Genomic DNA, 21,202 nt, shown 5'->3' on the forward strand with positions numbered 1-21,202 from the left:
AACCTCCTAAGTTTTTCTATTATATCATTTATTTAGGAAGTATACTATTTTTCCACGATGTTACCAGTTGCCGATATTCCCTTCTTGAATAAGATATCGAATAGTTATTGTTCTTAAATATTACTTTTTTATTTTCACGATTAATTTTACTAATTTGTTTAATATTTACTATTGTTGATTTATGACACTTAACAAATATGCTATAAGATTCTTCAAACGATTTTAAAGTTCTATAAACGAAATACTCTTCATCTGTAGTGACGATTTTCACTTGATGGGGCTTCTTACTAGATGTAATATAAAGAATATTATCTATAGGAATTTCTAGTATAACCTCCTTAGATTTCAATATATACATATCACTCCATAACCTCCTTACTAAATAATTTTTTAAATATCTTATCCTTTTAAGAATATAATGTACCCTATTATGAAATTCTTATTTTTAAAAATTTCTGATTGATGTAAAATCATTTTGAGGTGATGGTTTGAATATATATTTTAAAGGAAACTTTTACGATTACTTGTGTTTATCTTTTCTATTTTCTAGAACAAAAATAAACTTTATAAGAATGACGAGTACAACACCTTTAATTATAAATAGTCATAATGCAAATGTGTACTTGGTTTTTGAAAGTGAGATACTGGATGTTTTAACATATTGTGAGAGGTTGATATCTAAAGATCATTTTGGAAAGTTATTATTGGTATGCACAAAGACTTCAATAGATGAAATTTTTAATTCACAATTGCAAGTGTTTGACGTTATTCTTCATAAGAATAGATTTAAGACTTATCAGGATATAATAGAAAGTATTGCCTACATGAAGCTAAATTAATATGGCTTCATGTAGGCTTTTACTATCTTGTAGTGGGAAACATCCAAAACCACCAACTATCATTGGATGATTTTTTCGCACCACCATAAATGTTTTCTAACTGCTTTGTTGTTAATTCTGTTATGACTATTTTTGTCATCTCATTCACTCCTTTTATTGATTATTAAATAATTTATCTTTGTAATAATTTAAATAACTTTTTTCACCAGTTATTATCATAAAGCTTCCTTCCGTTCCATATCGAATAGTAGATGCATTTTTAGTATTAACTTTTGCCTGAGCACTAACCTTGAAATAATTTCCGTTTTTGGTTCGTGTAGGTGATGAATCTATGCTAGTGACTTTGCAATCTAATGTAATAGACTCTGATGCATCTCTCCGAGTAGTGAATCTAACTTTGTCCCCCTTATGCACAGAAGTAATATCTTGTGATGGGACGTAGGTGATAATAGTAACACTCCCTTGATCCTCAATAGAGGGATATAGCTCTGCAATTATTGTCCCTTCTGGAATTGTGTTGCTTCCTTTTATTTCTTCATTCAAATGAACAATACCATTGGCAGGAGAATAAATCTTACCTTTTTCAAATAATTGTTCTTGCATGGTGATATTTGTCTCAAGCTCATCTATCCTAGACTTAACTGTTGTAAATTCTTTGCTAGCATTTAAGGCTTGTTGCGATTTTAATATATCCAATTGGGATTCAAGTGATGTTGATAGGTTTACTTCTGTTCCAGCACTTGCTTGTTGTGTTTTTAATGTGGCTAGAGAAGTTTGTAATTGATTAATATTTTTGTCAAGTTCAACCAGAAATTGATTTTTTATGACGGAATCCTGACTTGCACTATATTGCTTTTTATAGCTGTCATACATTGGGTATAATGAATGATTTTTACCTAAATTACTATTGTTATTTACTGCCTTTTTCAATACGCTATATTCATCAATTTTGTTATTGATATTCATTATTTCTTCTGATATAGATGCTTTTACATTTACAATGCTTTGATTTTGTTTGAAGATATCTTCATTTTCTTTTTTAGCATTTAATCTTAAATTTTCTGTTTGCTTTAAATAATCATCTAACATTTGAGAATATCCATATGAGTCTGGACTATCGAAGGTATCAGCTTCATTTTCAATACCTTTTTTTAATAAATTAATTTGTATTTCCTGCTGTTTAGCGACGTCTAGCTGCTTTTTAAAATTGGTAAGTTGGGCTGAGTCTGAATTATTGTTGTAAGAAATTAAGATATCACCTTTCTTGACCAATTTATTTTCAGATAGATTATTTTCAGTTATCATATTTGGACTAGTGGATTGTATTTTAGTGACTATCTTTGTAGGTTGGATTTCTCCATTTAGTTTTATAGTTATTTCCTTTGTAAAAAAAACTGAGAATATCACAATAAAAATAAATAAGCACAGGGTAGGGACAATAATTAATGTGGAAAAATTTTTGTATTTTCTCTGGTAAAACTCTGAACTTTCTAGAAAACGCGTATCCAATATTGCTTCCTCCTTTATGTTTTTAGCTAGAAACAAGTTTTTGATAGAAGCCATTTGCCTTGATAAGTTCTGCATGAGTGCCTTCTTCAATAACTTTACCTTGATCAAGTACGACAACCTTTTCCGAACGTTCCGCAATAGTCAATCTGTGAGCTATAAATAAAATAGTTTTATGTTCTAATGCCATTAAATTATCTATAATTTTTTTCTCAGTCATTATATCTAGATTACTTGTTGCTTCATCAAGTATTAAAACAGGAGCGTTTGACAATAAGGCTCTTGCTAAAGCTATTCTCTGTTTTTGGCCCCCCGAAATACCAGTTCCATCAGAGGTTAATTCAGTTTGATAATTCATTGGCATCAACTCAATATCTTTACGTATTTCTGCAGTTTCAACAGCATTAAATATATCTTGTTGCGTTGTTCCTGGTTGGGCTCCTAAAGTAATGTTCTCTAAAATAGTTCCGTTAAATATATAAGGTTCTTGAGGTAAATATGTTATTTGCTTTCGAAGAATCTGTTTATCAATCTCCCTAATATTAGAGTGATTAATATTAATGTCCCCCGAACTTACTTCGTAAAAGTTAACAATCATCTTAGCTAATGTTGTCTTTCCAGAGCCACTCACACCAACAAAACTAATTTTTGATCCTTGGTTAATAGTTAAGTTAATATCAGATAGAACATTACGCCCAAAACCATATTTATAAGAAACATTATTAAATGTAATATCACCATTCAATAATGATGGATCTTTTATTTGTTTATTGTCCTTAAACTCTGATTCGACCAGGTATACTTCGTTTAAACGATTATTAGCAACCTTAGCAGATTGTAATTTTGTTTGTAGATTTATAATATTTTCTAAAGGATTCGTGAAATAGGTGAGCAACGTATTATATGTAATAAGTTGCCCTATGCTTATCTTTCCATTCATTACTAAAATAGCGCCAAACCATAAAATAATAATATTTAGTATTAATTGAGCACCTTGCTTTAATGCGGTTTGAATAGCTGTTGCTCTTGCATAATTAAATGATTTGTCAAGATAATCGACAAATTCACGATCGATTTTTTGATAGCGAACATCTTCACTGACTAACGATTTTATCGTCTCTATACCATTAATATCTTCAATAATGGATGAGCTCATTACAGCATTAGCTTGCATCACGTCATTATTCATTTTTTCAAACGGTTTCATAAAAGCAAAGATTATTACAATATATATTGGAATAGCAATAAGCGTTAATAGAAATAACTGGAGATTTTGGATAGATAAAACAATACCAACCACTAACACGATTGATACATCTAAGAACACAGAAATTATAGTACTTGCCAAAGCATCTATTATTGAATTAGCATCTGTAAATCTTGAAATAATTTCACCAGTTCTCCGAGTCGAGAAAAAGGACATGGGCAAGTTGAAAATGTGCTTAATATATGACAAGATTACATCGATGGAGAGTCGTTGCCCCATAACATTAAGTAAGTATTCTTGAGCAAAACTTAGTATTTTTTGAATTATATAAGTAACGATAAGTCCTATTGAAATAATACCAAGTGTGGTTCTCATTTGATCGGGTATATAAGTGTCAATGATAGCTTGTAAATAGTATGAGCCAATGACATTGATGATTGTTATTAGTAATGATGCTATCACAATATTTCTTATCAAACTATTTTGTTTAAGTAACAATGGTACAAAACTTAATAGCCCATTCTTTTTCTCTTTTTCAGCCTTATAATCAGGAGCTGGAGCGAGAAATAGGGATATACCATTCCATTCTTTTGCAAATTTCTCTTTTTTCATTTTTACAATCTTCACTGTAGGGTCTGGATCAGCAATAAGAATATAATCATTTTTTACTCCATATACGACATAGTAGTGTAATAGTTTACCTTCTTTCACAACATGTGCAATGAAAGGGTATGGAATATCTTTTGCATCAAATAAAGACATATCTGCTTGAATTGCTTTTGTTTCAAAATTTAAAGATTTAGCAGCTTCAATTATTCCAAGTGCGGTTGTTCCCTCCATATTTGTTTTTGCGAGTTCTCTTAAACTAGCTAAAGATTTATCGGTTCCATAATGTTTTAAAATCATCGCCAATGACGCCACTCCACAATCTCGGGTATCTACTTGAGGAACGTAGGCATATTTTTTGAAAATCATTTGTATCATCCTCCCATATAACTCAATGTACCAGTTAAGTGCACCTTTTATAAGATACAATTCATGAACGGTTTAAATTGCTTCTTAAACGGTCGGAATTACCGTTTAAGAAGCAATTTAAACCGTTTAGGAAAATGATGTTGATGTAGAAAATCTGAGAAAGTATAATTAGAGCTGAAAAATACAATTGATTATTTTGGAGAGTGTTACTATGAATCTAATAAAAGAAATAAATTTACTTACAAATAAGAAAATGATTGTTTGGTTGAATTTTTTGAGTGTCTTATTACTAATAGTATTTGCGATTTTAGCATGGAGGGTTTCTGTGCGATTTACACCCACAGTAAGTTTTGATAGAGATGAATTATATTACATAATACAATGTTTTGTGATGTTTATATTGCTTATTCTTATTCATGAGTTTATTCATGGGTTTTTCTTTAAAGTATTTAGTCCTAAAAATAAAGTGAAATATGGATTTAAAAATATGATGTTTTATGCAACAAGTCCGAAATCTTTTTATTCGAAAAGAAAATTTTATTGTATAAGTTTAGCACCATTTATTTTTGTAACAATTGGTTTAACATTGTTATTTTTATTTGGAGTAATTCCATCAACTTTTTATATTTTTCTTGTTTCGTTCCACGGAGCCGGATGTACAGGTGATTTCTATTGGGCTTGGGTATTATTTAAATCATCAAAAGATACGATTATTGAAGATACCGAAGTTGGAATAAATCTATATACAAATGTTTAAATCTTATAATAGGTTATGCTATTAAGTACACTAAGGCTATTTTTAAAAATTGCTTAGGTGTACTTTTGTTTATATTGCGCTTTAGAGATAATTACTGTAAATGGAGACTTTCGAAATATAACACCGTTACAGAGTGAAACCTAACCATTTAGGAAATTTGAGTTGTAGATATTAAGGCAACTCCCTATAATTTAAATTGTAATCATGATTAATTAAAATAAAAAAGGAGGAAGAAAGATGGAAAATTACAAAGAGTTGGATGTATCAGATTTAGAAGAAATTGATGGTGGTATCGGTATTGTTCTGGGATGTGTAGTTGTTGGTGGAGTTATATTAGTTGGTGGCGGGTTAGGCTATGTAGCTGGGAGATTCTTATAATAATGTTTGGAGCTGAATATGAAATGAGCAAACAAAATTTTGAAGTATTAAATGAGAATGATCTTTCGGAAGTTGAAGGAGGAGTAGCTCTTATTACACTTATCGCCTTAGGGGGTCTGGGCGTTGCATCTTTTGGAGCAGGGTTTACGTGGGGAAACAGTAGACGCTAATAGAATAGCTATTTATTCATAATGAGATAGGAGGAGCAAAAATGGACGAAAAAGGTTATAAAGTATTAAATGAAAGTGAGCTTTCTGAGGTTGAAGGTGGTCTTGTTGTAGCCCTAGGTACACTTGTTGCCTTAGGTGCCCTAGGTGTTGCATCTTTTGGAGCTGGATTTGTATGGGGAAACAGTAGACGCTAACATGATAATGAAGATTTCAATAATAATAGCAAGTATTGTTGCTATTATTGGAGGCTACGCAATATATAAATACCAAGGGGATAAATTAGGTTTGCTTATTATAATAGCCATAGTCTTGGTCATCTGCTTTGCTATTATAAAACCGTATAAATATTTTTAAAGTAGAAGCGAATGGTATTATTAATATTATGATGTTAATAGTTTCGATTTCTACTTGGTAAATTTGTTTTAAAAAATGAGTAACGTAGAGTAGGAGGCTGTTTCAGTTGATTAGCGTAGGTGAATTTTTGAATTACCATGATTTGGGAAATGGTGAGCTCAGCAATTTGAATGGTGGACTTACTTGGTGGATTCCACGACTTCCTGTTCCAGGAATACTTCCTTACAGATTGTTTTAATGGAAAAATTTTAGTATTTAGAAAAAAGATTCAAAATTGTAATGATATGCATGCACCTCAAACGTTAGGTTTTCAGCTTAACGTTTGAGGTGCATGTTATTTTTTGTCTAGCTTTATTTTGTGGCCTTTAAAACTAATGTTGTAATCAAGGAGATATATGAGATTTTGATCCAATGATTATACAGAAAATTTACCAAGAAAGGAAGAAAAGCCATGTCAAAGGAACTTCGAAAAGAGAAGTTTTTAAATCCTGGAAATGTTCAAAAAGTATTAATAAATGTTGATGAGAATGGGGGGATTATTGAGAGCACCTTAGATGAATTCGGGAAGAAAATGAAAAACTAATAGGAGGTAATTATTATGAGAGACACCATTAAAAATCTCAACTATTTTGAAAATCGATTAAGATTTTTGAACACGAGTATTGATGAATTCGAACAACTTATCGCAGAGAATATAAATTCTGAAAAGGCAAATTTAAGGAGTGGTTACCTAACATTATTGGGTTACTATACTTCAAAAATTAATTGCATTTATTCAATAGGAATGCCCATTGAATCTATACAAAGTATATATCCTAAATATCTTGAATTATTTTTAAAAACATGGAGTAAAGAAACTGGGAGTTATATCCAATTAGTTGTAACGGTTTCATTAGGGATTTTGATTGATATGACAAAAGAACAAATCAAGATTATTTTATTGACTATTTGCTACATCAGATAGGTAATAAATGGGAGATAGGAACTGAAAAATTTGCATTTCCTATTCCATACGAATTACTTAATACAGTGATAAACGCTAATGATAATAAGGATGCTATTTATAATTTAAGTATTTACCTTGATAAAGAATGGTATAATTCCCATAAAAGTAGCCATGATATATACACTGGTTACTGGAGCTATGAAAGAGGTGCTCTTGCGAATTATTACAACTCGATGATAGAGAATTGAAGAATTCACCATATTATCCATATGATCTTGTTCATTATAATAATTAGTAATTCAAAACCCCAGCAGAATTTGAACTTCAAATTCTGCTGGGGTTTTATACACTATCTGTTTGTTGTTTGTCACTCTTAGTAGTTTATTTTCTTCCTTATGAGACACTACGTAATCGTAGCTTCTTTTTATTTAACTATGTTTTCTTTTACGGAAAAAGATTGTGGCTATTCCGGCTAGAAGAATACCGATTAAGACGGTGGTTGCCTGATTGGAATCACCTGTTCTTGGTAAAGCCTTGTTTACTGGATCGGACACGTTTTTCCCAGGCGTGTTTGCACTCACAGAATCGCCGTCATCACCTGTTTCATTTGGCTTATCTGGATCTGGCGTCGGTTCTACCGGTTCATCTTCCTCAGCGACCTCTACGGAAATAGTGACTGGATCTGCCTCTATGCCACTTTCGCTCACTGCCTGTAAAGTGACTGTATATGCTCCAACTTTGTTTAAATCAACGACACTTTCAAAATCGCTTGTTACGGTACTGTCATCACTTGTTTCAGCCATAATATCTAATAAAAACTGTTCCTCTGTTACAGCTGATTCTTTCAGATAAGTGATACTTTGCATAGCTGTAATAACAGGGATTTCAAGGATCGTTACCGTCACTTGTTGTGGTGTTGCTTTTAAACCAGCTGAGTTTTCTGCATTTAACGTAACAGTGTAAACACCCGGCGTATTTAAATCAACGACATCAGTAAAATCACTCGTAACAGGAGCCTCATCGTCTGTTTCAGCATGAATATCTTCTAAAAATTTTTCTTCTGTAATGGTCGATTGCTCTACATAACTCATCGAAGAGTCACTTGCGATATTCAGCGTATGTTCCACCGCAAAGTATTGCGTGTACGTCCCGCCAGTTAACGTGTATCTAGTCAAATTAGGCGGCGTTGCATAAGCTCCAGCTGGGTTATTATAACGAGCATTATATTTCATTTGTTCAATTGAATCAAAGTATTCTTTTGTGATGCCACTAACCGTTATCCCTGTATCATCAATCGTTAGACGCGTGCTAGCAATTTGTTCGTTATTAAGTGAAAAGAAAGTAGAAGAGCCACTATTAGAAGTTGTAAAAGGAATCACAACACCATCAAAATTAACGCTACGTTCTTTCATTAAGGCAAATGGAACAAAAATAGTTTGCTTCGTTTCGTCGTAGCTTAACACAGAACTTTTAATTGTACTATTAATTAGCGAAGTCCGGCCGACGTTTTGTCCATGCGCAGACAAGCTCGTTAATTTGGGGAAATTCTCGATGCCACGGAAATCGTGAACACCACAAAACTGAATATCCAAACTTGTTAGGTTAGGTAATGATTGAAGCGGCATTATATCGGTAAGCGCATAAACATATCCTAAAGTTAAGGTTGTTAATTGTGGAAGCTTATTTATTTTATCTAATGAGTTATCATTAATGTTAGTATTGCTTAAATCCATGGTATTTAAGTTTATTAGGCCGTTCAAATCAGGTAGTGAATCATCCGTTAAGTTAGTTCCAGAGATGCTTAACTTATTTAAACTAGTCATATTCGCTATTAAAGAAAAATCAGTCACACTCGTATTGAACAAAGATAAAGATGTTAAATTGTGAGCAAATTCAAGCCCAGTTAGATCTGTTAAAGTACTTACATTAATATCAACTAGTTTAATTTTGTCCATTTGTGCCTCGGTAATATCACTTGTGGCAGCTTGTCCTAATAAGCCATTTAGATAGCTTTTTAAAACAGGATCAGGAATATTCACGATATCCTGTGATTCATTTGTTTCTATATTTTCTTCAGCAAAAGTACTTGTAAAATTAGGTATAGTCAAGGGTGCTATTAAAAGAATGCATAAACCAATCTTTATCCCAGTTTTTTTCATGTATGTAATCCTCCTAAAAAATTGGTGCTTAGTACTTCATTATACAAAATTATAGAATTTAAAACAATTCCTTTTTTAGTCACATTCTAAATAAAAAACATATTGAGAGCATGAATGGGAAGGCACAAAAAAACCGCAAAGGAGGAAAACCTCTTTTACGGTTCGGGTTTAGCTATGTTTTCTTTTACGGAAAATGCTAATGGCTACTCCTGCGAGAATAATTCCGATTAATACAGTAGTTGCAGAGCTTTCGTCACCGGTGTAAGGAAGGGTGGCTTTTGTATCGCTAGTTGTAGGATCTGCTGAGTTTTCCGAATTAGCAGATTGACCATTTTCATTTGGAACATTAGGATTATCTGGGTCAGGTGTTGGATTTGGTCCTGGTGGGGTAGGTGGTTCATCGCCCGCTATCACATTTACAGTGACAGTGATAGGATCCGCTTCTACACCATCCGCACTAACCGCACGCAACGTAACAGTATAGGTTCCAACTTTAGTTAAATCAACCACACTAGTGAAATCACTTGTTACTTCGCTACCATCACTCGCTGTAGCAGAAATATCTCGTAAAAATTGTTCCGCGGTTTTCGTCGTTCCTTTTGAATAAGTGATTGTTTTATCGGCTGTAATGATGGGTTTTTCAAGGATGGTTACGGTAACTTGTGTCGGTGTTGCTTTTAAACCAGCAGCGTTTTCGGCATTTAGCGTAACCGTATAAACGCCAGGTGTGTTCAAATCAACTACGCTATCAAAATCACTCGTAACTGGGGTACCGTCATCTGTTTCAGCATGGATATCTTGTAAAAATTGTTCTTCTGTAACAGTCGTTTTTTCCGTGTAGCTTATGGCAGAATCATTAGTAATCGTAAGCGTGTGATCGACGTTGAAAGATTGACGATAGGTTCCGCCTGATACGGAATAGTTAGCAAAACTAGGCGGTGTTGCGTAACTACCAGCGGGATTATTATAAAGCGCATTATAATACATGGTTTCAATGGAATCAAAGTACGCTTTTGTTACTCCGCTAACGGTTATTCCCGTATTATCAATGCTCAAACGAGTGCCATTAATTTGTTCGTCATTTAGCGCAAAGATAGTAGACGAACCACTACTTGAAGTTGTAAAAGGAAACGCAACGCCGTCAAAGTTAACCCCTCGTCCAATCATTAAAGAGAATGGAACGAAAAGTGTTTGATTAGCTTCATCGTATGTTAATGCGGAACTTTTAATGGTACTTTCGATTGGAACACTACGCCCGACATTTTGTCCGTATGCAGATAGATTAGTTAATTTTGGAAAAGTATCAATCCCACGAAAGTCATTCACTCCGCAAAATTGAACAAATAGAGTAGTTAGATTAGGCATGGATTTGAGAGGCATTAGATTAGTAATCGCATAATTACTGTCTAAGTTTAAGTAAGTAACGTTAGGGAGTTTATTTATTTTAGTTAAGGAGTTGTTATCTAATTTACCAGGGCTTAAATTGAGGTTGGTTACATTTACTAAGCCATTTAAATCAGGTAGTGAACTATCAGTCAAATTGTTTCCCGAAATACTAAGATTCGTCAAACTTGGGATGTTAGCGACGATAGAGTAGTCAGTCACACCAGTGCTAGATAATCGCAAAACGGATAAGTTATGCGCATAATCGAGTCCGGTTAAATCGGTTAAACTAGCATTGTTAATAGTGACCTCAGTGATTGTATCCATTTGAGCTTCGGTAATATCACTTGTACTCGCTTGACCTAAAAGCCCATTTAGATAGCTTTTTAAAACAGGATCGGGAATATTTACGACATCTTGTGCTGCTTTTGCGTCAATCGTTTCTTCTGCAAATGTATGCGTAGAAATTGGTATAGTAAGTGGAGCCATCAAAAGAATACATAAACCAATTTTTAGTCCAATTTTTCTCATGAGTTTAAGCCTCCTCAAAAATTAACAATGATTCTATTTTTATACACATTTTAAACAATTCCTCTTTTAGCATCATTCTAAACAAAAGTATTAACGAGAATCGCACAAAAAAACCGTGAAAGAGAATAAGCTCTTTCACGGTTTTGAATTAATTAAAAGATTTTAGCTAACTCAACTGCTTCTTTTGCTCCAGCAGAGATAATGTCTTTTGCTTGGTCAGGTTTTGCGTTGTGTCCTTCAACGATAACCATTTCTGGTTCAGAGATGCCGAAGTGAGCTAATACATTTTTTACGTAGCTCAAGGACATTTCAAAGCTTTGCATTGGGCCATCAGAATAAATACCACCGCGAGCGTTAAGTAGGGCGATTTTTTTATCAGCCACTAAGCCTACAGGACCGTTTGCAGTATATTTGAACGTTTTGCCTGCTTGATTTAAATAGAATAAGTACGTTAAAAATTGGGCTGGAATGCTGAAATTCCAAAGTGGGAACGCCATCACGATTTTGTCAGCAGCTAAAAATTGATCTAAGTAGCTATTCGCAATATCTGCTAAGCGTTTTTCGTCTGGACTTAATGTTTCACCAGCTGCTTCTTTATGTAATCCACTCATCATTGTTACATCATAATAAGGTAGATCCGCTTCAAATAAATCTAATTCTGTTACATTATCGTCCGGATGGGACTTTTTGTATTCAGTTAGGAAAATTTCGTATAGTGCCACGCTGACTGAGCGTTCGGCAGGTAAACCATTTGCTTTGATGAAAAGTACGTTTGTCATTACATCTTGCCTCCATTTTAAATTAAATTATCTATTAAGTGTAGCGTATTTTGCCTATTAACGGCAAGTAAATTGCTTACAAAAAATTAGCCGCTAATATTTGAGCAGATATTTTGTGCTTTTGGAAAGGAAGCGTATAATAGTTGATATATCATTTGACATGTCAACTATGGAGGTGGAAACGCTGAAACCATGTACAGAACGATCCGAATTACTTTACCGGATGCACTTGTTGTCTAAGGAAATTAGCCATGTGTTTGAACAACAAACGAATATGAGTTTTACGAAAGTGGAGATTTTATTTCATATTCAACAAACACCCGGCCAGAGTCAAAACCGACTACGAGAAAAGCTTTATATCGATTCGGCGAGTATCACCCGCCATTTAAAGCGAATGGAAGAGCAAGGACTTATCGTTCGGAAAAAGCAAGACGAGAACAAACGCTATACGTATTTGTTTTTAACACCAGCTGGCGAGGCGGAACTAGCTTCCTTACTCTTGGAAAAAGAAAAATTCCAGCAAGCAGCTTTAGAGGCATTTTCAGAAGAAGAAGTGAGTGCGTTACTTAAATCAGTCACAAAAATGATGAATAATGTAGAGAAAATGGAGGAGAAGTTAAAATGAAAGCAGTTGTAATTGAAAATTATGGTGGCAAAGAAGAGTTGAAAGAAAAAGAAGTAGCAATGCCAAAAGCGGGTAAAAATCAAGTGATTGTCAAAGAAGCAGCGACATCAATTAACCCGATTGACTGGAAACTTCGCGAAGGTTACTTAAAACAAATGATGGACTGGGAATTCCCGATTATTTTAGGCTGGGACGTAGCAGGTGTTATTTCAGAAGTTGGTGAAGGCGTTACAGATTGGAAAGTCGGCGATGAAGTATTTGCCCGCCCTGAAACAACGCGTTTTGGTACGTATGCTGAATATACAGCGGTAGATGACCACTTACTTGCACCACTTCCAGATGGGATTAGTTTTGAAGAAGCGGCATCGATTCCACTTGCAGGCTTAACTGCATGGCAGGCATTATTCGATCACGCGAAACTACAAAAAGGGGAAAAAGTCTTAATCCATGCTGGTGCTGGCGGCGTTGGAACACTGGCGATTCAGCTTGCAAAACATGCTGGAGCAGAAGTAATCACAACAGCTAGTGCGAAAAACCATGAACTACTTAAATCACTTGGCGCAGACCAAGTCATTGATTATAAAGAAGTTAATTTTAAAGATGTCCTTTCTGATATCGATGTCGTGTTTGATACAATGGGCGGTCAAATCGAAACAGATAGCTATGATGTATTAAAAGAAGGAACAGGGCGTTTAGTTAGTATCGTTGGTATTTCCAATGAAGAACGTGCGAAAGAAAAAAATGTAACAGCAACTGGAATTTGGCTTCAACCAAACGGCGAACAATTGAAAGAACTAGGCAAATTGCTTGCTGATAAAACGGTTAAACCAATCGTTGGCGCAACTTTCCCATTCTCTGAAAAAGGTGTTTTTGACGCACATGCATTAAGCGAAACACACCATGCGGTAGGAAAAATAGTCATTTCATTTAATAAATAAGATTTTCGAGAAGCTAGATGCTATCATCTAGCTTTTTTGGTTGTTTGCTGGAACAAGGCAGATGGGCTATAATAGCAAAAAAAGGTGGGACGGGGATTTCAGTCTTCGATAAGAAAGGCAAGGTCACTCGCTACTTCAAAATCACTAAGTTGTTTCGCGATAATATCCGCACCAGTGTTAAGAAAGAGAGCCATTTGACTGAGCGTGCGGAGACTAATGTCAGAAGTGCGAATATCTTTGTCGATAAGCTTCTGCAAAGTGCCTTTTTTTAAGCGAGTATTTGATTCGATATCAGTGGCAGTAATGTGATTATTTGCTAACAATTGTTCAATCGGATGCATCATTTCACCTCGTTTCAATAGTTAACTTTATGAATTAATTATAACTAAATTTGCTTCTTGGATAAACTATAAAGCCTTGAAAATTGAACAAAAAGGGAGAAGCAAATGAGCGATTTAAAAGACAGTTTTAAAGTTTTGTATCAATTTAAAACAGATTATCTTAAAGTAACCTTATTATTAACAATCTTGCAGGCATTTGTGATTGGACCATTTATTTATTATTTCTTTTTCTTTATTCTCCGGATTATCGGAGTACCAGGTATTACAGACGCAAACCTAGGGGAAGTTTTTTCAAGTCCAGTTGCTGTTGTGATGCTGCTGATTTTAGCCTTACTCATTTTATTGTTTGTATATTATGAACTGGGTTTCTTCATAATGATGGCGATTTATCAGCTACGAGGGGAAAGCTATACCGTTCTCAAAATCATCCAGAGACTGAACCTAAAAGCGAAGTATTTCCTTAGCTATCAAGCAATTTATTTTCTGCTATATTTCTTTTTACTTTTGCCGATTGCTGGATTATCATTACCAATTACGATTACAGAAAATCTCTATTTACCGCATTTTATTACAGATGAACTAATGAAAACGACGACGGGAACGTGGCTGTATGTTATCGCAATCGCGCTTATTTTCTACATTAGCGCTAGACTGGTGTTTGCTTTACCATATTTCATTGAAAACAAATCACTTAAAATAAGCGGAGCCATCCGAAAAAGTTGGCAATACCCGCAAAAACGCTTATTTCTCATGCTGTTAAAATGGTTTTTAATTATTGTAGCGATGGGCTTTTTAGCTTCTATTATTGCAACGGTTATTATGTTACCGCTACTCTTGATAGAAAAAATAACGCCGGGAATTGCGATAGTTATAGCTGGCGTTACTTTAACAATACTTCAAGTGATGGGCTTTTTTGTGGCGGGGATTTTCCAAGGAATCATTGCGCAGTTATTAGTGAAAAATGCCTTTAATATAGAAAGACAACCGGTTTCTTCGGCACGTAGCCAATTTCCACATAAAAAACGATTTTTCTTTGTTGGGATACTCGTTTTCCTTGTTTTTAGCAGCTTTAATATTTATGCAGTGAACGCGACTTTATATGAGCCGAATACGAAAATAATTGCTCACCGCGGTGATACTATGAATGCTGTTGAAAATACGGTGGAAGCCATCGAGTCAGCGGCAAAGGCTGGGGCAGATTATAGCGAAATTGATATTCAAGAAACCAAAGACCATCAGTTTGTCGTCTTTCACGATATGACACTGAGAAGGCTAGCTGGAAGTTCTAAGCGAGTAGCGGATATGACATTAAAAGAATTGCAACAAACCAAAATAACTAGTGGCGATTATTCATCCCACATAGCTTCTTTTGATGAAGTTATCAAGACGGCGAACAAGAATAAGATAGATTTACTGGTGGAAGTGAAGTTACACGGCGGGGAATCAAGCGATATGGTAGAACGACTTGTCAGCCTATTAAAGAAAGAAAAAGTAACCGATAAATATTTAGTTCAATCGTTGAGTCAACCTATTATGGAGGAAATAGAACAAGCAGATCCGACATTGAAAACTGGTATCATTTTAGCACTGAACATCGGAAACTTACCAAAAACATCAGCCGATTTTATTGTTTTAGAGGATTTTTCTATCAATAAACGATTACTGAAACAAGCGAAACAAAACAATAAAATGGTGTTCGTTTGGACGGTAAATAAAGAAAAATTAATGCAAATGTATTTACGGAAAAATGTCGATGGAATTATCACCAATTATCCTAAAAAGGCGATAGAGCTTAGGGAGTCATTTAGCGAAAATGATTCTTTGCGAAGTCGAATCGAGAATAGATTAGGATTTTAAATAAAAAAAAGCCGCAAACAGTGATTGTTTGCGGGCAATTCTTATTTTAACTCAAATGATTTTTTAACAGAGTTTTTGCTGAAGCTGATTAATTCTTTTGCTTCTACATCGACTTTGTTTTGGGTATCTTGTAGTTTGTAAAGTTCGGTTACTTCTAAAGTCCCACCAGGTTGTACGTCTTTTTCAGAGCCACCCATACTAGCATCAGCTGATACGGTTGTTTCTAGCTGAGTACTATTTTGGAATGCTTGTTGATCAATAGCTACCATGAAAGAAATATTTTCTTTACTGTTATTCGTGAATTTAGTTTTAATTGCGATAGCATCGTTCCCTTCAAAATCCTTAACTACTTCTGAACTAAGAATTTCTACTTTGTAATCCCCAAGTTCATTGGAATCTGTTTTCTTTTTCGTCTCGGCTTTTGCTGTTTCTGTTTTTTCTGTGCTTGCTTTATCCTCAGTCCCACCACATGCAGTTAGTGCTAGGGCAAAAGTAACAATCCCCATTAATAATAAAACGCTTTTCAATTTTTTCATTTTCTTCTCTCCTTCATCTTTTATCTGTTTCTATTAGACCATGCGAAGAGAATAAAAGTCCTATGCAGTGGGCATAGGACTAGGAAAAGATTTCATTATAAACACCGTAAATAGATATGCAAACAATAATATAAATGACAATGCCTGCTTTCCTTGTACTAGGAGAGGAGGATTTAAGTAAAGGCAATTTGGACCAAATACCACAAAGATTAGTAAAAATGACAAATGCAGGAACGATTAGAAAGAAATTGTTAAAAAAGTTTACTGTTGGTGACATTTTGACGCCCTCGGTTGGCGGGGTGAATAAACCAAATAGCAAGAATATATAACCTAATACGCCGACAATCATTTTCCAAGGCGTTCCGGTTCTAAATCCGGGAATGTGTTTATACCATGGAATGAAGTCTTTTTCGTAGTCCGCTGATACATTTTCCCATTCAGATTCAGTAGAAAAATTATCTAACTCTGTGAAATCCGACAATTCAGAGACATAACTTGGGCCGAGCGAATCGTTTTTGACTGCTGTTCTGAACTCTTGAATGGATTGATAACGCTGTTCAGGATCAAAGGCTGCTGCTTGCATCGCTATTTTTTCAAGTGAGGTGGCTTGTTCTTTATCAGGTAAAGTGTTTTTTCCGAGTAGTAGTTCCAGCATCAGAACACCGATACTATAAATATCCGACCGGGCATCTGTTTGAGAGTAACCATATTGTTCTGGGGCTGCATAACCGATTGTGCCGAGATTGACAGTGTCTTGATTTTTGCCGACTTCAAACACACGGGAAGCGTCAAAATCAATTAATTTCAATACGCCGTCGCTAGAAATCATAATGTTAGATGGCTTAATATCTCGGTGAATAATCGCATTCGCATGTAATTCTGTAAGTGCATCAGACAACATCAACATTAGCCGCGTCACTTCATCCGCATCAAACGTAGTATTTGTTTTCATTAAGTCCGCCAAATTTTTACCATTTATGTATTCTTCATACACAATTAATTGATTACCATTTGGAATCAGTACTTCGATTTTAGGTAAGTATTTGCTAGATAAATTTTTAAGCTGCTCCATCACAGGAGCAAAGCTGATAGGAATTATTTTACGTACAAATAACTCTCCTGTGGATGTGTTTCTCGTTAGCACAGCAGGGTTTTCTTTATTATTAAGATTATCTAATTCTTTATATTGTTCTTCTATAAAAGCGAGTGTCATTTCTCCCATTTATCTAAAATCCCTTCTACACTTTATAGTAAAATTATAGCATGAAGCATAGTAGTCGGGTAGATATTTCATGCTATAATGAAAAAAACAGTCGGGGGTGTGCCTTATGGATGGGGAAAAAGAGACAAGTAAATTACTGCATGAATTAAAAAAAGCGACCAATTTACGCCAAGTGTTAGATGAAAACGAGGCGGAATTTAAATCAAGTGAAATGGTTACATATTTAAAAGAATTATTAGCAGAGAAAAAATTAACAAAAGCAAGCGTCATTCGTGCGGCTAGACTCCATGAAACATATGGATATCAAATTTTCAGTGGGGTTAGAAGGCCATCACGTGACCGGACAATCGCTCTTTCTTTTGGATTTCAACTATCAGGGTTAGAGGCAAGTAGATTGCTAAAATATACAGAATATCCGCCACTCTATGCAAAAAATCGGCGGGATGCGATTATTATTTTCGCGTTAGACCATGGCTACACGCTAGATCAAACCAATGACTCATTATACGACCTAGAAGAAGCTTTAATCGAAACATATAAAGAGGAAAAACCACTTGTTTAGATTTAACTAGAAATCGTGTATAATTTAGGGAGACCTAAATGATTGGAGACTAGTTATGATAAATGAGCAATCGATTTTACAAGCAGCAACAAGTGAAAAAAACGCCGGAGACTTTCCAAAAGTAGTTCAAGGTTTTAAAGATCTCGGTGTAACTAAATATCAATTTTTAGTCCAAAAGGGCGTTTATGTCTTTTGGGATGAAACAAATACTCGAGTAGAATCTAAATTAAATGGCGTATCTATGCCAGTTACAGAAGAAATCTCAAGCGAGAAAATGAAAGATGCCATCAAACAAGCACAAGCGGGAAAAATAGATTTTGAAACATTTATCAAACTAGCTGGGTTAGCAGGTGTCAGACTGTGGGAAGCTGATTTAACTGCAATGAAAGTAACCTATATAGATAATGCTGGAAATGATTTAGTAATCGAACCAATTCCAAGCGTTTAAAATGCAAAAGACAATAATTTATTGTCTTTTTTTAGTATTTTTAAATGTTGAAATTATGTTATGCTGAGAAGGTTGAAAGAAGAGAGGTAATGGAAAATGGATATTATCACATACTTTCTGATTGCACTAAGCACAAGTGTTGTAGGGAGTTTTTTAGGGATTGGTGGCGGAGTTATTCTTTTGCCGATTCTACTCTTACTGGGAGTTTCTCAAGGGACGGCGGCATTTAGTTCGGCGCTTACCGTGTTCACGATGGCGATTTTTACATGCAGTATTTACTATAAAAGAAAGCAAGGCGATGTAGGGCTGGCGCTGAAAATCGCTGTAACTAGCATTCCGACGACTTTTCTTGGTGCAATGGTGAACCAAATGTTACCAGAAGCCGTTTATCGTTTTTTATATGGTGCGTTAATTGTTGTTTTACTAGGGATAATGATTTGGAAAAAGAAACGACACAATGAAAAACCACATTTTTTAAGTAAATATCGTATAATTCCTTATGTATTCGGGGTGATTATTGGGTTTTTAGCTGGTTTATTTGGGATTGGCGGAGGACCTATTGTCATACCGATTTTATTACTCATTTTCATGCTAAATCAAAAGACAGCATCCGCGACATCGAGCTATGTGACGCTACTGACATCACTCGCAAGCATCGGTTCCTACGCGCTCATTGGCGGTAGTGATTTTTCGATTGGGATTTATATGATACCAGGGGCGATAATTGGTGCTTTGATTGGAACACGACTAAATAAACTCTTAGATGAAAAATGGATTGCGATTTTATTCAACATTTTACTCGTAGCCCTATTTGCTTTAAATTTAATTAAAATTTAGTTCAGAACAAGCTATTCAGGTAGCTTGTTTTTTGTTGTCCAAAGCATTTTTATGTTAAGCTTAATGAGAGTAGGAGGGGTTAAGATGAAAAGGAAACCGCAAGATTTTGCTGCATTTTTACTAACAATCCTAACTGTAACTTGGATAATTTTAACTTGGGGATTACATATTTCTGACATAGTACCAGGAGGCGAAAAAGGCGTATGGTATAAAATAATTCCGCTATTTTTAGGAATTATTTCTACAATAAGTGTCTTTTTTGTGAAGGAAAAACTGGTTAAATGGATGTTGCTTGGATTTAACATATTATTGTTAATTTTGATTTATTTTGTGTATCATATTGGGGAAATCGGGATGTTTTAAGCGGGGGTTGATTGGATGGACGAACCAACGAAAGCGGTAATCTATCAAATTTTATCTAAAACAGAAGAACCAAATGCGACGATGGATCACTTGGTTTTTGAAATGATGGAATTTCCAGGAGCTGCGGCTTTTACTAAAAATGAGTTGTTGTTCGGCGTATACTGGCTTGAAGCGCAACATTATATTTTCAGAAGTACAAAAAAGCAAGTTACGAGATATTACCGAACGCCGAAAGGGTATGAAAAACTGCTTGAATTAGAACGCTTCAAAAAATGACTTTATTTCCTAGGAAATAAAGTCATTTTGTTTATAAATATTTTGCCATTGTAATATCCGTGTTTTGAAAACCGACTTTGTTATACAAACCGATTGCTGTTTGATTGTGCGCGAAAACATGAAGTTCGATTTTCATAATTCCCATTTCTTTCGCGAGTGTATCTAATGCAGCTAATGTTTTTGTTCCGAATCCTTTACACCGGAATGCCTCGAAAATCACAAAATCATAAATAAAAGCCGTTTTTCCGGAAAGTGTTTCGTCTACATGGAACCATAAATAGCCGATTTTTTCCTCATCGACAATCTTGTAAAGGTACTCGTTTGGTGTAGTAATGCCATCGTATAGCAATTTATTGAAGCTGTCTTGAGATTTTGCTAAGGATTCCTCTTCGGCCCAAGTGCCTGCTTCGACTTTTTCTTTAGCGTAATCTGTAATTGCCGTGGATAAAAAATCTTCTAAATCAGTAGTAGTCATTTTTTGTAATTGTAAAATAAAAATTCCTCCTTATACTTTGTGGAAACTTGCGTATTGAACAAATTTGTGCGACATGGCGATATGACCAGCTTCATTCGGGTGAATTCCATCAGCGCAAAGCAACTTTTCATAATGGAATTCGGCAAGGAAGCTATCGCGAATATCAATAATATGGCTTCCAGTTTCGGTGGCAATTCGCGAAATAGTATTGCTATAACGTTCCTGCCAGCGATAAATCATTTCTACATCGCCGCCTAAGAATTGCAAAATGTTTTCTTTGCTCAGCCCATCTCGCGTAATAAAGTCAAAATAACGTTTCGCGTGAAGGGGAGGTAAGGTCATTAAAACAGGTTTAATATCCAGTTTTTTAAGGCGTGCAATCATCTCGAGAAGTTGCGTTTCAAAAACGGCAAGTGGTGTGCTAGGAATGTGTTCTGCTGTCGGATTTTCGGATACTTCCACCCAGTTAAAATCACAATCATTTCCGCCAAATTCGATAATGGCGATATCATTTGTCGCATCTTTTGCTAAGTCTTTTGTTAGAATTTCGTGGCCTTTAGTTATCGTGCGGCCCATTGTGGAATGATTTTGAAAAGTCAGGCCAAGTTTTTCAGATGCTCGTTTAATGCAGTTGTTTTTAAGCAAAGTATAGCGATTTTTTTCAGGATTGAAAAGAACGCCTTTCATAATACTATCGCCCCAAACACCAACTGACTGAATGGTTTTCTTCATAATCAT

28 protein-coding genes are annotated in these 21,202 nt (G+C 34.9%); 16 read left to right on the forward strand and 12 right to left on the reverse strand.

What is annotated here, in order from left to right; genetic code table 11:
• Positions 1 to 28: 28 nt before the first annotated feature.
• The 4 genes from HCJ30_RS14420 to HCJ30_RS01935 form a co-directional block, all read right to left on the reverse strand.
• Entirely contained in the window at positions 29 to 358 is a 330-nt protein-coding gene (locus HCJ30_RS14420; RefSeq protein ID WP_185390751.1) for a LytR/AlgR family response regulator transcription factor, read from the reverse strand.
• Positions 359 to 861: 503 nt separating this feature from the next.
• Positions 862 to 978 (reverse strand): bacteriocin, encoded by a 117-nt coding sequence (locus HCJ30_RS01925; RefSeq protein ID WP_185390752.1) that lies wholly within the window; start codon positions 976 to 978, stop codon positions 862 to 864.
• Between the two features lie 14 nt (positions 979 to 992).
• Complete coding sequence (locus tag HCJ30_RS01930; RefSeq protein ID WP_185390753.1) at positions 993 to 2,348, reverse strand: bacteriocin secretion accessory protein; 1,356 nt, start codon at positions 2,346 to 2,348, stop codon at positions 993 to 995.
• 22 nt (positions 2,349 to 2,370) lie between these two features.
• Positions 2,371 to 4,527 (reverse strand): peptide cleavage/export ABC transporter, encoded by a 2,157-nt coding sequence (locus HCJ30_RS01935; RefSeq protein WP_185390754.1) that lies wholly within the window; start codon positions 4,525 to 4,527, stop codon positions 2,371 to 2,373.
• Positions 4,528 to 4,738: 211 nt separating this feature from the next.
• Between HCJ30_RS01935 and HCJ30_RS01940 the strand changes: the two genes are divergently transcribed.
• The 8 genes from HCJ30_RS01940 to HCJ30_RS14425 all read left to right on the forward strand — a co-directional run bounded on the left by HCJ30_RS01940 (position 4,739) and on the right by HCJ30_RS14425 (position 7,380).
• Positions 4,739 to 5,284 (forward strand): DUF3267 domain-containing protein, encoded by a 546-nt coding sequence (locus HCJ30_RS01940; protein ID WP_185390755.1) that lies wholly within the window; start codon positions 4,739 to 4,741, stop codon positions 5,282 to 5,284.
• Positions 5,285 to 5,521: 237 nt separating this feature from the next.
• Entirely contained in the window at positions 5,522 to 5,662 is a 141-nt protein-coding gene (locus HCJ30_RS01945; RefSeq protein WP_185390756.1) for a class IIb bacteriocin, lactobin A/cerein 7B family, read from the forward strand.
• A 2-nt stretch (positions 5,663 to 5,664) separates the two neighbouring features.
• Positions 5,665 to 5,832 (forward strand): class IIb bacteriocin, lactobin A/cerein 7B family, encoded by a 168-nt coding sequence (locus HCJ30_RS01950; RefSeq protein ID WP_185390757.1) that lies wholly within the window; start codon positions 5,665 to 5,667, stop codon positions 5,830 to 5,832.
• Between the two features lie 41 nt (positions 5,833 to 5,873).
• Positions 5,874 to 6,026: a bacteriocin gene (locus HCJ30_RS01955; RefSeq protein WP_185390758.1), complete on the forward strand. Its 153-nt coding sequence runs from the start codon at positions 5,874 to 5,876 to the stop codon at positions 6,024 to 6,026.
• Positions 6,027 to 6,292: 266 nt separating this feature from the next.
• Positions 6,293 to 6,424 (forward strand): hypothetical protein, encoded by a 132-nt coding sequence (locus HCJ30_RS14265; RefSeq protein WP_260444410.1) that lies wholly within the window; start codon positions 6,293 to 6,295, stop codon positions 6,422 to 6,424.
• Positions 6,425 to 6,637: 213 nt separating this feature from the next.
• Entirely contained in the window at positions 6,638 to 6,769 is a 132-nt protein-coding gene (locus HCJ30_RS14270) for a hypothetical protein (RefSeq protein WP_260444411.1), read from the forward strand.
• 15 nt (positions 6,770 to 6,784) lie between these two features.
• The gene (locus tag HCJ30_RS01960) at positions 6,785 to 7,150 is read left to right on the forward strand and encodes a PoNe immunity protein domain-containing protein (RefSeq protein ID WP_185390759.1); all 366 of its coding nucleotides are present in this window, start codon (positions 6,785 to 6,787) and stop codon (positions 7,148 to 7,150) included.
• Positions 7,135 to 7,380 carry a PoNe immunity protein domain-containing protein gene (locus HCJ30_RS14425; protein WP_185390760.1) on the forward strand — a complete coding sequence of 82 codons (246 nt, stop codon included), beginning with the start codon at positions 7,135 to 7,137 and terminating at the stop codon, positions 7,378 to 7,380. Before HCJ30_RS01960 ends, HCJ30_RS14425 begins: the two co-directional genes overlap by 16 nt.
• A 180-nt stretch (positions 7,381 to 7,560) precedes the next feature.
• Here HCJ30_RS14425 and HCJ30_RS01970 read toward each other — a convergent pair whose 3' ends face one another.
• The 3 genes from HCJ30_RS01970 to HCJ30_RS01980 all read right to left on the reverse strand — a co-directional run bounded on the left by HCJ30_RS01970 (position 7,561) and on the right by HCJ30_RS01980 (position 11,984).
• Positions 7,561 to 9,291 carry a LapB repeat-containing protein gene (locus tag HCJ30_RS01970; protein WP_185390761.1) on the reverse strand — a complete coding sequence of 577 codons (1,731 nt, stop codon included), beginning with the start codon at positions 9,289 to 9,291 and terminating at the stop codon, positions 7,561 to 7,563.
• 168 nt (positions 9,292 to 9,459) lie between these two features.
• Positions 9,460 to 11,205 (reverse strand): LapB repeat-containing protein, encoded by a 1,746-nt coding sequence (locus HCJ30_RS01975; protein WP_185390762.1) that lies wholly within the window; start codon positions 11,203 to 11,205, stop codon positions 9,460 to 9,462.
• 152 nt (positions 11,206 to 11,357) lie between these two features.
• On the reverse strand, positions 11,358 to 11,984 hold the full coding sequence (locus HCJ30_RS01980) for an FMN-dependent NADH-azoreductase (protein ID WP_185390763.1): 627 nt from the start codon (positions 11,982 to 11,984) through the stop codon (positions 11,358 to 11,360).
• 169 nt (positions 11,985 to 12,153) lie between these two features.
• On the opposite strand from HCJ30_RS01980, the gene HCJ30_RS01985 reads away from it, so the two are divergent.
• Together HCJ30_RS01985 and HCJ30_RS01990 are read left to right on the forward strand one after the other, a co-directional pair.
• The gene (locus HCJ30_RS01985; protein ID WP_185391565.1) at positions 12,154 to 12,609 is read left to right on the forward strand and encodes a MarR family winged helix-turn-helix transcriptional regulator; all 456 of its coding nucleotides are present in this window, start codon (positions 12,154 to 12,156) and stop codon (positions 12,607 to 12,609) included.
• Positions 12,606 to 13,547, forward strand: a complete 942-nt coding sequence (locus tag HCJ30_RS01990) for an NADP-dependent oxidoreductase (protein WP_185390764.1) — start codon at positions 12,606 to 12,608, stop codon at positions 13,545 to 13,547. The genes HCJ30_RS01985 and HCJ30_RS01990 overlap by 4 nt, the downstream gene beginning before the upstream one ends.
• A 98-nt stretch (positions 13,548 to 13,645) precedes the next feature.
• Here HCJ30_RS01990 and HCJ30_RS01995 read toward each other — a convergent pair whose 3' ends face one another.
• Positions 13,646 to 13,888 (reverse strand): hypothetical protein, encoded by a 243-nt coding sequence (locus HCJ30_RS01995; protein WP_185391566.1) that lies wholly within the window; start codon positions 13,886 to 13,888, stop codon positions 13,646 to 13,648.
• A 105-nt stretch (positions 13,889 to 13,993) separates the two neighbouring features.
• Here HCJ30_RS01995 and HCJ30_RS02000 point away from each other — a divergent pair, with 105 nt between their 5' ends.
• Positions 13,994 to 15,745 carry a glycerophosphodiester phosphodiesterase gene (locus tag HCJ30_RS02000; protein ID WP_185390765.1) on the forward strand — a complete coding sequence of 584 codons (1,752 nt, stop codon included), beginning with the start codon at positions 13,994 to 13,996 and terminating at the stop codon, positions 15,743 to 15,745.
• A gap of 41 nt (positions 15,746 to 15,786) precedes the next feature.
• Here HCJ30_RS02000 and HCJ30_RS02005 read toward each other — a convergent pair whose 3' ends face one another.
• Positions 15,787 to 16,281 carry a DUF5067 domain-containing protein gene (locus tag HCJ30_RS02005; RefSeq protein ID WP_185390766.1) on the reverse strand — a complete coding sequence of 165 codons (495 nt, stop codon included), beginning with the start codon at positions 16,279 to 16,281 and terminating at the stop codon, positions 15,787 to 15,789.
• Positions 16,282 to 16,360: 79 nt separating this feature from the next.
• On the reverse strand, positions 16,361 to 17,503 hold the full coding sequence (locus tag HCJ30_RS02010) for a serine/threonine-protein kinase (RefSeq protein ID WP_185390767.1): 1,143 nt from the start codon (positions 17,501 to 17,503) through the stop codon (positions 16,361 to 16,363).
• Between the two features lie 106 nt (positions 17,504 to 17,609).
• Between HCJ30_RS02010 and HCJ30_RS02015 the strand changes: the two genes are divergently transcribed.
• From HCJ30_RS02015 to HCJ30_RS02035, 5 genes are all read left to right on the forward strand, one after another.
• A complete protein-coding gene (locus HCJ30_RS02015) occupies positions 17,610 to 18,065 on the forward strand; it encodes a hypothetical protein (protein WP_185390768.1) in 456 nt (151 codons plus the stop codon).
• 55 nt (positions 18,066 to 18,120) lie between these two features.
• Complete coding sequence (locus tag HCJ30_RS02020; protein ID WP_185390769.1) at positions 18,121 to 18,513, forward strand: DUF1398 domain-containing protein; 393 nt, start codon at positions 18,121 to 18,123, stop codon at positions 18,511 to 18,513.
• Positions 18,514 to 18,609: 96 nt separating this feature from the next.
• Complete coding sequence (locus tag HCJ30_RS02025; RefSeq protein ID WP_185390770.1) at positions 18,610 to 19,350, forward strand: sulfite exporter TauE/SafE family protein; 741 nt, start codon at positions 18,610 to 18,612, stop codon at positions 19,348 to 19,350.
• A gap of 84 nt (positions 19,351 to 19,434) precedes the next feature.
• Entirely contained in the window at positions 19,435 to 19,713 is a 279-nt protein-coding gene (locus HCJ30_RS02030) for a hypothetical protein (protein ID WP_185390771.1), read from the forward strand.
• Between the two features lie 15 nt (positions 19,714 to 19,728).
• Complete coding sequence (locus HCJ30_RS02035; protein ID WP_185390772.1) at positions 19,729 to 19,989, forward strand: DUF3116 family protein; 261 nt, start codon at positions 19,729 to 19,731, stop codon at positions 19,987 to 19,989.
• Between the two features lie 31 nt (positions 19,990 to 20,020).
• Here HCJ30_RS02035 and HCJ30_RS02040 read toward each other — a convergent pair whose 3' ends face one another.
• Together HCJ30_RS02040 and HCJ30_RS02045 are read right to left on the reverse strand one after the other, a co-directional pair.
• Positions 20,021 to 20,464 carry a GNAT family N-acetyltransferase gene (locus HCJ30_RS02040; protein WP_185390773.1) on the reverse strand — a complete coding sequence of 148 codons (444 nt, stop codon included), beginning with the start codon at positions 20,462 to 20,464 and terminating at the stop codon, positions 20,021 to 20,023.
• Positions 20,465 to 20,494: 30 nt separating this feature from the next.
• The gene (locus HCJ30_RS02045) at positions 20,495 to 21,196 is read right to left on the reverse strand and encodes an SGNH/GDSL hydrolase family protein (RefSeq protein WP_185390774.1); all 702 of its coding nucleotides are present in this window, start codon (positions 21,194 to 21,196) and stop codon (positions 20,495 to 20,497) included.
• Positions 21,197 to 21,202 lie beyond the last annotated feature (6 nt).

Source organism: Listeria cossartiae subsp. cossartiae (assembly GCF_014224155.1).
Lineage (GTDB): Bacteria > Bacillota > Bacilli > Lactobacillales > Listeriaceae > Listeria > Listeria cossartiae.